Here is a 12319-nt window from a genome sequence, read left to right on the forward strand (position 1 = left end):
TTCACCGCTCCGCGAAACGCTTACGCTTCTCGGCGAAAGCGGCGACCGCATCTCTGCGCTCTGGCGAAGCGAACGTGATGGTCTCCAGGGCCGTTGAGGTATCCAGCAGCAGGTGTGCATACTGCTTGATGATCTTGTTGACGCTGTACTTCGTCCAAATGATTGCTTCCTTTGGACCGCTCGCAAGCATCTCAGCGTATTCGATCGCGGCCTCCTTGACGTCTCTGTCGGAAATGACGTCGTTGATCATTCCGATGGAAGCCGCCTTTTCCGCGGAAATGAATTCGCCGGTCATGAGATAGTGTTTCGCGCGGGCAGGCCCCATCAGGAGAGGCCAGATCACAGCCCCTCCGTCGCCTGCGACGACACCCGCCGTGACATGCGTATCAGCGAACCGTGCTGTTGGACTTGCGAAGATGACATCGCAAAATAGCGCCAGCGTCGCGCCCAAACCGACAGCAACGCCGTTGACTGCAGCAACAATCGGGACTTCGACTTCCAACATATTCCGAATGAGATGACGCCCACCTCGGGTCGGCGAAGGAATCGGGCTCTTGTCGAGCGTCTTCTGATCGCCACCGGAACAGAAGCCGCGCCCGGCGCCCGTCAGCACGATTGCGCGTGTCGCCTTGTCGTCGTCCAGCTCGACGAAGACGCGCTCCAACTCGTGGTGCATATCCCAGTTGATCGCATTCAGGATTTCCGGGCGGTTCATGGTTACGACTGCAACACCGCTGGGACGCCGCTCGACAATCAGATATTTGTAGCCCTGCTTCGACATTGGTCTACTCCCGTGTTTTCCTGGAACTTTTACTTTTGCGGCCGCATGGCGCGAATCTGACCGAGGATCTCCTCCGTCGGCCGCACAACATTGTTTCTGTCATTGAAGTGCGGGATGACGTAGCGCCCGACCATTTCAATCGCTTCCATGATCTTCTCGTGATTTACGGAGTCCAGATGCAGCAGGACCTCATCAATGCCCAATGCCTGGAACTTTTCGATCTGTCGAATGACGGTATCGGGGCTTCCGCAAACCGTAGTTGCCGAGTGATTGAGCAGATAGTCCCAGTCCTTGGCGGCGCGCTCCATGGCGGGTACGCTCTCGCTCATGTACGCGTAATCATCGGCAATCTTTGCCAAGCGCGGATAAGCGTCGGTCGAGATCTTCGCATAATTCATCAACGGCTCGGCGTAGTCTTCCGTCGCCTTCTGATCCGTAGGACCAATCCCAAAAAAGAGCGGAATGCCGATGCGTGGGCGCTCGAGCGGCCCAAGCTCGTCGCGCTTCCAGGATCGACGATAGGAGTTGAGCAGCTTTTCCTGAACCTCCCATCCCTGGTAGATTGAATTGCTCATCACAGCGAGGCCTTCGGCGCCAGCCCAGCTGTGACTGCGTTCGCTCGTCGCAGCGATGCCGATGACCGGATGGGGCTTCTGCTGGGGCTTCGGGACAAGCATTCGCGGCGGAACCTGGTAGTACTTGCCCTCGAAGGTGAAGATGTCTTCGCGCATCGATTTCTTCAGAAGCGCGATCCCCTCCTCCATTTGAGCGAGCGTCTCAGCCGGATCGACGTTGAACGCGCGCATCGCAATGGTGGTATTGGCTCGACCGGCGTAGAACTCCATGCGACCGTTCGAGAGAATGTCCGTCACCGCCAGGCGCTCCGCGGTCCGCAAGGCGTGATTGATCTTCTGCGGCATCAAAGTGACCGCCGGCCTCAGCTTGATGCGCGAGGTGACGGCAGCGAGGTACCCATAGACTACCTCTGGCGCCGAGCTCGAAATGCCGCCCAATGCGACGTGTTGTTCGGAGAGCGAGGCGCAATCGAACCCCATTTTTTCTGCGAGGCGCACCTCGTCCACTAGCTCATGAAGTCGGCGCGCATAACTCTGCCCGACCTGGGTTTCCTGCTCCGACCAAAACCCGAACGTAAGTGCCATCTTCTTAATCCTCAGGGAGTTTCGAGATGGCCTAACATTTCATAAGCACAGCAATATTTTCGTCCGAAGGCAGGGTCTCGCTACGCAACTTTCCAAATTTTGTGCTGTACGCAACCGAACCGCGTCATGTCTCAGGATATCGCCGTCCTTCGTCGCAACGCCGTGGCGATTTACCTGGGGACAGTGCTCGAAGAGCGGGATGCGCTAGATACGACCGGTCTATTTGTCAAAGGACGCGACGAGGAGCTCGGTTATCGCCTCAAGACATCGCTTGCCAATTGCCGCAGTCGACCCATGCGGATCGCCAATGATGCCGTTGGCAGTGACCGATTTGACGCCGTTTCTCCACATGGAGCGAAGTTGCTCTTCAGACAGCGCGCCAAGATGCCCCGCCTCGAACCGATCCGGCCGCACGCTGTCGGGACGCAGATACAGCATGAGAGACGTCTCCGCTATGTCGGCATGCCCGCCAACCGCATCTGGGTCTGCGCCAGCCTCTTTGACCGCGCTTCGCCACCTGTCGATCCAAGCGATCGAATCGGAGAATGCATCGATCTCGACGTCTTCGGGAATAGCCTGCTTCAATCGAGGAAGCATGTCGCGCAGGATTGGAAAATTGCCGATGTGTCCCGAGAACAGCAGGATCCGCTTGAAGCCGTGCCGAGCGAGACTTGTGCAGTAATCGACGCAGATCGCTTCGAACGTTTCAGGACGAAGGGAGATGGTGCCGGGAAATACGAGATGGTGAGCTGAGCAGCCGACCTTGATTGTCGGTGCGATCAAAACATTTCCAAGATGCCGTGCCACTTTCGATGCGAGCGCATCAGCGTGGTCCGCATCCATGCAAAGAGGAAGATGCGGTCCATGTTGCTCGACGGCCCCGCACGGTACCAGGATCGTCGACGTCCCCTGCGCCAGGGCCGCCGACACTTGCTCGAAATTCATCAACTCCAGTCGAACTTCATCAGAAGAAGCGAATTCGGTCATCAATGCCTACTTTGCGTTTTTCGACAGAAATCGGGCCCGCGCATCTGCTGAACTGTCTCCCGTCAGGTAGGCCCCAAGATCCTCAATTGTCATCGCCTCAAGGGAGGCGTCGTCCATCTGGTCCGTCAGGTTCAGCGAACGCTTGATGGCCGCAAATAGCCTTTGATCCTTTCCACGAAGGTGCTTACACACTTCTAACGCCCTGGACTTTATCTCCGAAGTCGCAGCAATCTCGTCGATTGCTCCGATCGCAAGCGCCTTCCTTGCATCGACCAGCTCGCCCCAATATAGCAGTGATTGCGCTTCACGAAGTCCCAGTCTCTGCACCGCCTTCCGCATGCCTTTGGCTGCAGGCAAGAGACCATGATTAATTTCCGGGAAGCCGATCTTGCACTCGCCATTCGCGATCACGTAGTCGGCGTGCAGAAGAAATTCCAATGCGCCGCCGACCGCGTAACCGCGGACGGCACATACGAACGGCGCTGGATATCGCTCCATCTCGCAAAGAAGCGCATGGAACGACCTCATACGAGGCCGGGATATCTCGATGCCCGACACTTCCTTTATGTCGCCGCCAGCACTGAAGAACCGGGCACCTTGGCCAGTCAGAACAATACCTGGCGGCGCCGCCTGGCTGGCGAGAGCCCGAAAGGCATCCAGCAAGCGTTCAACCAGCCCGTTGTTCAACGCGTTTGCTGGCGGCCTGTTCATAGTCATTGTGACCATGTCAAGGTCGCGATCGATTAAGAGGGCGTCATCCTGTACCATGAGTAGAGTCTAGGCGACGGACCTCGAAATTGGTTGCGGTACACCGCTTCATCGTCGGCAGTCCTTGACACAAAAGGTTGCCCCAGCGGCACATCGCGGCATTATCTGCTTCGACGGCTTTGCAATTCCGCTGGTCTGTGGGACCGTTTTCAGCAGGAGAGAGAGCATACAGTGCTCGGCGAAATGTGCGCCACAGCTCCGCTACATTCCGAGATATGCGCGTTGAATCTCGGAATTGTTGAGCAGTTCGTGACTCGATCCGTGCAGTACGATTGAGCCATTCTCCAGAACGTAGCCACGGTCGCTCAAGGCAAGCGATTTCGCCACGTTCTGTTCGACCAGCAGCACCGTAATCCCTTGCTTATGGAGCGATTCCACTACGCCAAACATCACATCTGTCAGTGCAGGCGATAACCCAATCGACGGCTCGTCGAACATGACGATTTCGGGCTTTGACATGATCGCACGTCCAATCGCCAACATTTGCTGTTCACCACCGGATAACGTCCCGGCCAGTTGCCGTCTACGCTCCCGTAATCTATCGAACAGCTGGTAGACGAACTCAAGCGTCTCGAGCTGATGGGCCTTCGCGCGCTTCAGCGATCCGCCCAGCAGAAGATTCTCCTCGACAGAGAGGCTGCCAAAAATTTGCCGACCCTCGGCGACCTGCGCTATACCGCGTTCGCAGATCTCCCATGAGGGCAGCCCGGTAATATTGGCGCCGTTCATTTTTACGACGCCACTCGAGGATCGTACTATACCCGAGATTGACCTGATGAGCGACGTCTTCCCTGCACCATTCGCCCCAACGACGCAGATCAACTCCCCTTTGCGTATCTGCAGCGAGACGCCGTTTAGTGCGATCGATCCGTCGTAGGCAACAGAGAGCCCGTCAATCGATAAGAGCGCCCCGTCAAGCATGGAAGCCCGCCCCCAGATAGCTATCGAGAACCTTCGGATCGGCGACCACTGCTGCGGGATTTCCCTCGGCGATCTTGGCGCCGTGATGAAGTACGACGACGTTCGAGGCGACTTCCATCACGATCCGCATAACGTGTTCGACCAGGAGGATCGTCAGCCCGCCTTCGGCAAGTGTCTGCAACACCCGGACGACACCCGCCGCTTCTGTCGGTCGAAGCCCTGCCATTACCTCATCCAGCAACAGCAGTTTTGGGCGAGTGGATAACGCCTTCGCCGTCTCCAGCATTTTCCTATCCGGGAGCGTTAGCTGGTCCGTCCGCGCATTGGCCTTGCCGGCAAGTCCGACTCTTTCGAGGGATTCGTAGGCTTTCGATTTGGCTTCCTTTACGCTTTTAGTCCAGCTGAAGGCGCCCACCATTGCGTTCTCGAGCACGGACATATCACGCATTGGCCGAACGATCTGAAATGTTCTTGCGATGCCCATCCTGCAGACAATTTCAGGAGAAGTATTGTTGATCTGGCGTCCTTCGAAGAACACCTGCCCGCTGGTGGGGCTCAGGGAGCCGGCCACAAGGTTGAAACAGGTTGTCTTTCCCGCGCCATTTGGCCCGATGAGCGCAGTAATACGTCCGGCCTCTAACGTAAAGTTGACGTCCTTGACCGCGACCAATCCCCCGAACGATCGGGAGAGGTTCTTCACTTCCAATAAAGCCGTCATTCCTCGGCCTTTCTCAGGTGCGGCAACCACACTTTGGACGGCGCCTGAATTGCTTCGCCGAGACGCACGATCGCCGGCCAGATGCCAACTGGCAGAAACCAGACGACCAAAATCAGGACAATACCGTATGTGATATTGTTCAGCCCCGGGATCCGAAGACTGTCGCCGATGGCACTCATCAGATGATTCAGAGGGATCGCGGTAAGCGAACCAATCAGAGGACCGAACGTCGTGCCCAGCCCACCGACCACAGGTCCAATCAGCACATCAACGGAGAGCCCCATACCCATGATCGAGTCCGGGAATATCGACCCTTGCACGAGTCCCAGAACCCCACCGCCCGCCGCGGCCGCTGCGGCGGATACGGAGATCACAAGAATCTTGTGCCGGAAAGTGCGGACGCCGAGCGCTCTTGCGGCCGGTTCATCATCTCGCATCGCTCGCCACACGTATCCGAGGTAGGATCGTGAAATGAGTTCAGTCCCCGCGATGCCCAGCGCAGCCAGTGCAAGAGCGACAAAGTAGTAAAAGCGAGCTCCGCCTCGGAGCATTAAGAATTCGATCTCGCCAGTGGGCGCCGGAAAGAACAGTCCCTGCATTGCGCCAACGAATTCCCATCCACTGAACATGATCCTGGCAAACTCCGCAGCCGCAATCGTCAGCAGCGCGAAATAAATCCCGCGCACTTCGAAGCGGAAGCTCAGCCACGCCAATGCCGCACCGACTGACCCGGCAATGATCATTCCAAGGAAGAGGCCAATCCATGGCGAGATTCCGTACTTTACGTAGAGAACGCCAACCGAATAGGCCCCTAGCCCAACAAAAAGTGCATGGCCAATCGATAGCTGGCCGCCGATCCCGAGCATCAAGTTCCAGGACTGCCCCAGGAAAGTGAATAGCAACACGATCGTCATCAGTGAGATAAGGTACGGATCTGCAAATGAGCCGACCAACGTAAGAACGACGAAGACCATCGCTCCAGCAAGCCACCGCTTCATTTCAGGCCCGCCATCAAATCTCTTTTGCACCGAAGAACCCTCTCGGACGGAAAATCAGGATGATGATGAGGAGCGCATAGGGAAGCGCCGTTTTCAGTGACGGTGTGAACATCAGCGCCGCAATCGCCTCGGCGACCCCGATAACGAGGCCTCCCAGCAGCGCCCCGCTGAAGCTGCCGAGACCACCGACAATGACTGTCACGAAAGCAAGAAGAGTGAAGTCAACGGCGAGATAGGGTTGGGCATCAAACAGAGGAGATATCAGCGCGCCGGCCACACCGGCGCAGGCAGCACCAATTCCAAACGTCACCGCATAGACTCGGGGAATGTTCAAGCCAACGACAAGACCTCCCAACCGGTTGTCTGCGGCCGCTCGCAATGCCCGGCCAAACGAGGAAAACCGGAGGTATACTCCCAGCAGAGCGATAAGAAGACCCGCGGTTATCGCCGCCTGCAATCTCGCCAGATCGAGCGTCACGAAGCCGAGTGATACAGTGCTAAACGACAGTTCAGAGGCAGTCGGACGCGGGTCAGGCCCGAAGGCGACCAGAAGGACGCCGCTAAAGAGCAGCGATAGGCCGATGAATACAATGAATTGGTAATGATGGGGCCGGTTGACGAACCGCTTCACTATCGAGGCTTCGAGGAGGTAACCGAAAAAGAACATGAGGACCGCAGCTATTGCGGCCGCTACGATGATCGGGACGTTACAAAGACGGACCGCCCAGTATCCGATATAGACGCCGAAGACGACCATCTCACCGTGCGCGAAGTTTACTACCCGCATCACGCCGAATATGATGGTCAACCCTAGCGCCACCAGGCCATAGACGAGACCCAGCAGAATGCCGCTCGCAAGAACGTTGAGCCAAAGTGACAGCATTAGTGAGCAACGAACGGTACGAGTGGACACCGCAGCCAGGACATTGGGATGCCCGAAGGCGCGACTGGCGCCTGGCCTCCATCGCGCCAAATCGAGATGACGTCGCTAACTGCTTTCCGCCTGGTCCGCTCAACGCTCATCGCTGCCCCCTTGCTCCAGAATTGACCATTGTTGACTATGAACGGCGGTTCACAGAAGTGGCCTGCTAGGATCCGCCATGCCTCAAGCCCGAAACCGAAGGTAATTCTAACGCTTCGGTACGGTGAATTCGCCGTTCACATAGACAAGGGGTTCGCGATCCGCGTTTATCGCCTGTGCGACCACCTCACCGACGAAGATCGTGTGACTGCCCGCATCGTGAGAATCGGACAATCGGCAATCAAAGCTACAAATCGCATCGATCAGACTTGGCGCTCCCGTAATCAGTTCGCGCCACAAAGCCTCGGTAAAGCGCACGTCACCTTTGCTGCCGTCCTGACCCGAGAACTTCCTTGCCAGCTCGGCGTGATCCGCCGCGAGAATATTCCAGCAGAATGACCTGCTCTGCTTTATCGTATCGTGACCGCCAGCCGATTTGTTCACGCAGACGAGCACGCTCGATGGCTCGGTCGACAATGAGCAGCCGGCCGTCAGCGTCAAACCGTGCCTGCCAGGTTGCACCCCGGTAGTCACGATAGACACTGCACCCGGCACGTTGCGCATTGCACTGCGGAACTCCTTGCTACTGAACGCCGGGATTTCTTGACTAGGCATAGGCGACACTCGGAAGTTCATGGTGATAGGTTTCCCCGATAGATTTGAACCGATAGTCGGTTAGCTGCCCTTCTTGGCTACAGCCTGAAAGAACTGAATTGTGTTCCGTTGCGGATCTTTCAGATGGGCCACGCGCCCATGCGCTCCCATGTCCCGAACTTTACCGATGAGCTCAGCGCCCTCCGCCCGCGCTCGCTCAAGCGCGGCGTCCATATCTTCCACCTCGAATACTACAACAGCATTCCGAGACTGCTCGGACGCGGATTCCGCCGGGCTTGCCAGGCAAAATGCAGCCTTATCTTCTGCGAACTGAATCCACTTGCCACAATCGGAAAAGCGTATCGTCAATCCAAGCGCTTCGTAAAAATGGACTAATGCTTCGGGTTCCGGAGCGGTAAGATAGACGTGCTTAAGCTTCATCTTCTCACTCCTTGCTTGGCGTAGACTGTTGTTTCACGCCTCCGCCGAGGACTACAATTGTGTGATCATAGTTGCGCTGTCCCTTCGGCATTAATGTTCAAAGTCGTCACGCCCCGCATGACCAGTCAGCATTTTATGCTGTTACTCTCGGACGCAAGACTCCTACGCCAACCCGTAAAGCGAGAGGAGATGATTTTGTTTCTTCTGGGTTCAAACTGTTCTGATCGTGCGCAGACTTGAGGCAACTCTGCCGTTGTTTCAGCAGAGCTAATGACAAAGCTCTGGCACTGCAACTTCTACCCTGCGCCAGCTCGTGGATTCACCATTTCCGGCGGCCGACCCTACCCTTTGTCGGACTCGGCTGCATGCTTTCGAGGAGGCGGAAGGCGACCTGGGTGCCCATGCTGGACGCCTCCCGTTTGTAGACGCGGTGATGGACTTGATCTCGGCGCGGTGCCGCCCGAACACTTTTTCCATCGCGTCCGAAATCTCACCCACGGTTGCCTTGGCCCGGGCCGCGTCGATGGCGAGCGCGAGCAGATTGCCGTTGCCTTCGCCGGCCGACCGCGTGATGGCGGCGAGCGCAGCGCCGACGTCCTTCTGGCTGCGCTCCGCTTTCAGCCACTTCAGCTTGTCGATCTGAAGCCGGCGGACATTTGGTGTTGTCGACCTTCAAAATCTCGATTCTGTCCTCGTCGGTCGGCTTGTACTTGTTGACGCCGATCACCGCCTGCTTGCCGGCATCGATGCGGGCCTGGGTCTTGGCCGAGGCTTCCTCGATGGCAGTTTGGGCAAGCCGGCCTCGATTGCCTTCGCCCTGCCGCCGAGCTCTTCGACCTCCTGGATGCGGCTCCAGGCTTTGGCTGCGAGATCGCGTGTCAGCCGCTCGACATAGTAGGAGCCGCCCAAGGGATCGATGATGCGGGTGGTCCCGCTCTCCTGCTGCAGGAACAGTTGGGTGTTGCGGGCGATACGCGCCGAGAAATCGGTCGGCAGCGCCAAAATCACCACGCGACATAGCGCGGCAGAGCTGTAATTTGCACGGTACGGGCCGGCGTGCCCACTCTGGAACGCTCATCTGGCGTTCGAGGCACCCAGCCAGATCATTCGGCAACTCGCCGAGACGCCGGACGGCGTCAGATTTCTCTGCATTGCGACCGAACTTTCGACAGGCCGCTGCGGCTTCGGCGCGCCGCGCCCGCGGTACGCGATCGCGCTCGGATGCGAAGTCTCCTACGCGAAGGATTTCGTCTATGCAGACGGACTCGACCTCACCAACAAGAGCACCTACGAGCCGATCGGAATCTCCTGTCGAATCTGCGAGCGGACCAGCTGCGCCCAGCGCGCAATTCCGCCGCTCAAGACCCGACTGAAAATCGATCGCGACCGCAGGGACATCTTGCCCGACCAGATTTCGAGCTAGATCGTAGCGAGAAATAGGGCGGACAACCGTTCCTTCTTGAGGCGCAACAGTGTAACGGCTGCAAGAAAACCGGGAGCAAAGGGACGTTGACTTTTCAGCTTCCGACGATGCACGGAAGCACCCGTAAGCGGCGGCTAAACCGAATTTGCGCCTTACGCCTGAACGCATCGATCAGGCAGGCGATCTCAGGCACCAGCACGACTTACAGGCCGGATGGCTGGTGATGCGGATCACGAAGGCGGCCTACCACCTCAGAGGCAGAGCAATACAGGCAGACAGCGATTGCCGTCTGTAAGCGCATTGCTCAGTGCGTCGTAAGGCCGTATGTCCGTGTCTGCCGATGAGGTGGCTCGCCCTACACTGCGCGTCCGAGGGTTGCTCGGGCGGACCGAGCCGATCCTCATCACAGGAGGACGAGCCGTGGCAGATTATAGGGAAGCATTCGTCGGAATCGATGTGGCCAAGCTGAGAAATGCCGTCGCGATTGCGGACGCAGGCCGGGAGGGGGAAGTTCGGTTCTTCAGTGAGGTTGATGCTTCGGCCACCAACATGCGCCGCGTCTTAGAACGGATCGCCAACCGGTTTGACCGCGTCCCCTTCTGTTACGAAGCCGGCCCGACCGGCTATGGTCTTTATCGCCTGATCCGGTCGCTCGGCCACGAGTGCACGGTGGTGGCGCCATCCCCGATCCCAAGGAAGGCGGGCGATCGGGTGAAGACGAATCGCCGGGACGCCGTTTCTCTCGCGCGTCTGCTACGCGGTGGCGAGCTGACTGCGGTATGGGTTCCCGATGAAGGCCACGAGGCGATGCGGGATCTCGTTCGCGCGCGAGCGGCAGCGGTTGAGGCGCTGAGGGTTCACCGGCAACAGGTGAGCGCCTTCATGCTCAAGCACGGCCGTACCTACCCTCGCAAGAAAGGTTGGACGATGCGTTATCTGCGCTGGCTTCAGGAGCACAGTTCGATCACCCCGCACATCAGATCGCGCTCCAGGAGATGGTCGAAGCAGTTCGCGTCGCCAGGGAGCGGGTCGAACGTCTGGAGCGCACGCTCGAAGAGTTCGTCTCGGTATGGTCTCTGGAGCCACTCGTACGGGTGCTTCAGACATTGCGAGGCATCGATCTGATCGTCGCGGTGACATTCGCAACCGAAGTCGGTGACGTGAGCCGGTTTGAGAGCCCCCGTCAACTATCATGGGTTATCTCGGCCTGGTGGCGGGCGAGCGATCGTCTGGGGAGACCGTCAGGCGGGGCGGGATCACCAAAGGCCGGCAACGGCCGCGTTCGCCACATGTTGGTCGAGAGCGCCTGGACATATCGACACCCGCCGAAGATCGGCAAGACAAAGCTATACCGGCTCGAGCAAACGTCGCCAGCAGTGCGAGAGATTGCTTGGAAAGCGCAGAGCCGCTTGACGGCCCGCTACCGGAAGTTGGCTGCGCGCGGCAAGCGAACGACGGTGTTCTGCGCCGCTATCGCCCGTGAATTGGTCGGGTTCATGTGGGCCGTTGCCAGGCAAGTGCAGCCGGCCTGACTAGGCTCACTTCTCATCTTCGTGCATGGGCGGAGGCGGGAGCACGGCAGAGGGAATGCCCGTCAGACGCTTTGTGGCCGAGTGCGTCGGCAGTCGACCAACCTTCAGTGGCTTCGCCTTTAGCGCGGGCAAAGAGATTGTCCGTTTTTCGATATCAGTCGTCATTTTATCGAAATTCTACGTGCCCGGTCGCGGTTATCATTCGTTTCATCGAGATGTCATCACGCGGAATAACGCGAGGGGCCGGGCCTCGATGCAATGACGAACGCTTGCCCACAGGAGGAACCGAAATGACGACGACAGCTTTGGATAGGATTGACATCAAGATCCTGAACGAATTGCAGCAGAACGCCAGCTTGACAAACGTAGAGCTCGCTTCCCGCGTCAATCTCTCACCATCCCCCTGCCTCGCTCGAGTACGCACACTTGAAAAATTGGGAGTCATTGACCGAAGAATTGCCGTGCTGGACCCGGCAGTTCTCGGTATCGGCGTCACTGCTTTCATACAGGTCAAACTTGAAAAGCAGGCCCAACCGTCCCTCGAGAGCTTTACACGCACGATAGATCGCCTGGGTGAGGTGATGGAGTGCTATTTGATGACGGGGGATAGCGATTATCTTCTTCGAGTCATGGTGTCAGATATCGAAGCTCTTGAAGACCTCATCGTGAACAAGCTCTCACGTATCCCGGGTATTTCCAGCATTCGATCAAGCCTGGCCTTAAAACGAATTTCCTACAAGACGGTGCTCCCTATCGACGCAAGCCGTCCCGTTCAGATCAAGTCGGGCAACCCGGCGTCAAGGCGTATCGAGAGACCAGCCAAACCCCAGTATGATGCGTCGACTCAGGCTAGGCTCGATGGCGGAATGAACATCGACAACTCACGAGTCTTCGCTCACAGCACAGCCGGCCTTTAGCGCCAAGCAATACGTGCTGTCGGAAATGATCGTCTCGAACGCTTCCGTCACGGCCGCG

13 protein-coding genes and 2 pseudogenes are annotated in these 12319 nt (G+C 57.8%); 4 read left to right on the forward strand and 11 right to left on the reverse strand.

Going from position 1 to position 12319, the window contains the following annotated elements:
- Position 1: 1 nt before the first annotated feature.
- From BM222_RS31800 to BM222_RS31850, 11 genes and pseudogenes are all read right to left on the reverse strand, one after another.
- Positions 2–781, reverse strand: a complete 780-nt coding sequence (locus BM222_RS31800) for an enoyl-CoA hydratase/isomerase family protein (RefSeq protein WP_092237316.1) — start codon at positions 779–781, stop codon at positions 2–4.
- A gap of 29 nt (positions 782–810) precedes the next feature.
- Entirely contained in the window at positions 811–1941 is a 1131-nt protein-coding gene (locus tag BM222_RS31805) for an LLM class flavin-dependent oxidoreductase (protein ID WP_092237319.1), read from the reverse strand.
- Positions 1942–2160: 219 nt separating this feature from the next.
- The gene (locus BM222_RS31810) at positions 2161–2928 is read right to left on the reverse strand and encodes a creatininase family protein (RefSeq protein WP_092237322.1); all 768 of its coding nucleotides are present in this window, start codon (positions 2926–2928) and stop codon (positions 2161–2163) included.
- A gap of 6 nt (positions 2929–2934) precedes the next feature.
- Positions 2935–3696 (reverse strand): enoyl-CoA hydratase/isomerase family protein, encoded by a 762-nt coding sequence (locus tag BM222_RS31815; protein WP_092237325.1) that lies wholly within the window; start codon positions 3694–3696, stop codon positions 2935–2937.
- A gap of 201 nt (positions 3697–3897) precedes the next feature.
- Complete coding sequence (locus BM222_RS31820) at positions 3898–4617, reverse strand: ABC transporter ATP-binding protein (protein ID WP_092237328.1); 720 nt, start codon at positions 4615–4617, stop codon at positions 3898–3900.
- On the reverse strand, positions 4610–5335 hold the full coding sequence (locus tag BM222_RS31825) for an ABC transporter ATP-binding protein (RefSeq protein WP_092237331.1): 726 nt from the start codon (positions 5333–5335) through the stop codon (positions 4610–4612). The genes BM222_RS31820 and BM222_RS31825 overlap by 8 nt, the downstream gene beginning before the upstream one ends.
- On the reverse strand, positions 5332–6363 hold the full coding sequence (locus BM222_RS31830) for a branched-chain amino acid ABC transporter permease (protein WP_244547339.1): 1032 nt from the start codon (positions 6361–6363) through the stop codon (positions 5332–5334). The genes BM222_RS31825 and BM222_RS31830 overlap by 4 nt, the downstream gene beginning before the upstream one ends.
- Entirely contained in the window at positions 6347–7216 is an 870-nt protein-coding gene (locus BM222_RS31835; protein WP_092237334.1) for a branched-chain amino acid ABC transporter permease, read from the reverse strand. The genes BM222_RS31830 and BM222_RS31835 overlap by 17 nt, the downstream gene beginning before the upstream one ends.
- Positions 7217–7462: 246 nt before the next feature.
- On the reverse strand, positions 7463–7918 hold the full coding sequence (locus BM222_RS31840; protein WP_244547340.1) for a flavin reductase family protein: 456 nt from the start codon (positions 7916–7918) through the stop codon (positions 7463–7465).
- A 111-nt stretch (positions 7919–8029) separates the two neighbouring features.
- Entirely contained in the window at positions 8030–8389 is a 360-nt protein-coding gene (locus tag BM222_RS31845) for a VOC family protein (protein ID WP_092237338.1), read from the reverse strand.
- 397 nt (positions 8390–8786) lie between these two features.
- A pseudogene (locus tag BM222_RS31850) lies at positions 8787–9391 on the reverse strand (methylmalonyl-CoA mutase family protein); the annotation flags it as partial.
- Between BM222_RS31850 and BM222_RS31855 the strand changes: the two are divergent.
- The 4 genes and pseudogenes from BM222_RS31855 to BM222_RS31865 form a co-directional block, all read left to right on the forward strand.
- A pseudogene (locus BM222_RS31855) lies at positions 9384–9812 on the forward strand (DUF2083 domain-containing protein); the annotation flags it as partial. The pseudogenes BM222_RS31850 and BM222_RS31855 sit on opposite strands and share 8 nt — an antisense overlap.
- Before the next feature lie 420 nt (positions 9813–10232).
- Positions 10233–10937, forward strand: coding sequence for an IS110 family transposase (locus tag BM222_RS43490; RefSeq protein WP_502690964.1), 705 nt, complete (start codon positions 10233–10235; stop codon positions 10935–10937).
- A gap of 8 nt (positions 10938–10945) precedes the next feature.
- Positions 10946–11344 (forward strand): hypothetical protein, encoded by a 399-nt coding sequence (locus BM222_RS43495; protein ID WP_502690965.1) that lies wholly within the window; start codon positions 10946–10948, stop codon positions 11342–11344.
- 290 nt (positions 11345–11634) lie between these two features.
- Positions 11635–12261, forward strand: coding sequence for an Lrp/AsnC family transcriptional regulator (locus tag BM222_RS31865; protein ID WP_092237341.1), 627 nt, complete (start codon positions 11635–11637; stop codon positions 12259–12261).
- Positions 12262–12319 lie beyond the last annotated feature (58 nt).

The organism is Bradyrhizobium sp. Gha (assembly GCF_900113735.1).
GTDB lineage: Bacteria > Pseudomonadota > Alphaproteobacteria > Rhizobiales > Xanthobacteraceae > Bradyrhizobium.

What these genes read in the sequence shown, in the direction of transcription:
- BM222_RS31840 (WP_244547340.1), bottom strand. Translation starts at nt 7,918, where the DNA reads ATGCGCAACGTGCCGGGTGCAGTGTCTATCGTGACTACCGGGGTGCAA.
- BM222_RS31835 (WP_092237334.1), bottom strand. Translation starts at nt 7,216, where the DNA reads ATGCTGTCACTTTGGCTCAACGTTCTTGCGAGCGGCATTCTGCTGGGT.
- BM222_RS31815 (WP_092237325.1), bottom strand. Translation starts at nt 3,696, where the DNA reads ATGGTACAGGATGACGCCCTCTTAATCGATCGCGACCTTGACATGGTC.
- BM222_RS31820 (WP_092237328.1), bottom strand. Translation starts at nt 4,617, where the DNA reads ATGCTTGACGGGGCGCTCTTATCGATTGACGGGCTCTCTGTTGCCTAC.
- BM222_RS31825 (WP_092237331.1), bottom strand. Translation starts at nt 5,335, where the DNA reads ATGACGGCTTTATTGGAAGTGAAGAACCTCTCCCGATCGTTCGGGGGA.
- BM222_RS31805 (WP_092237319.1), bottom strand. Translation starts at nt 1,941, where the DNA reads ATGGCACTTACGTTCGGGTTTTGGTCGGAGCAGGAAACCCAGGTCGGG.
- BM222_RS31810 (WP_092237322.1), bottom strand. Translation starts at nt 2,928, where the DNA reads ATGACCGAATTCGCTTCTTCTGATGAAGTTCGACTGGAGTTGATGAAT.
- BM222_RS31800 (WP_092237316.1), bottom strand. Translation starts at nt 781, where the DNA reads ATGTCGAAGCAGGGCTACAAATATCTGATTGTCGAGCGGCGTCCCAGC.
- BM222_RS31865 (WP_092237341.1), top strand. Translation starts at nt 11,635, where the DNA reads ATGACGACGACAGCTTTGGATAGGATTGACATCAAGATCCTGAACGAA.
- BM222_RS31845 (WP_092237338.1), bottom strand. Translation starts at nt 8,389, where the DNA reads ATGAAGCTTAAGCACGTCTATCTTACCGCTCCGGAACCCGAAGCATTA.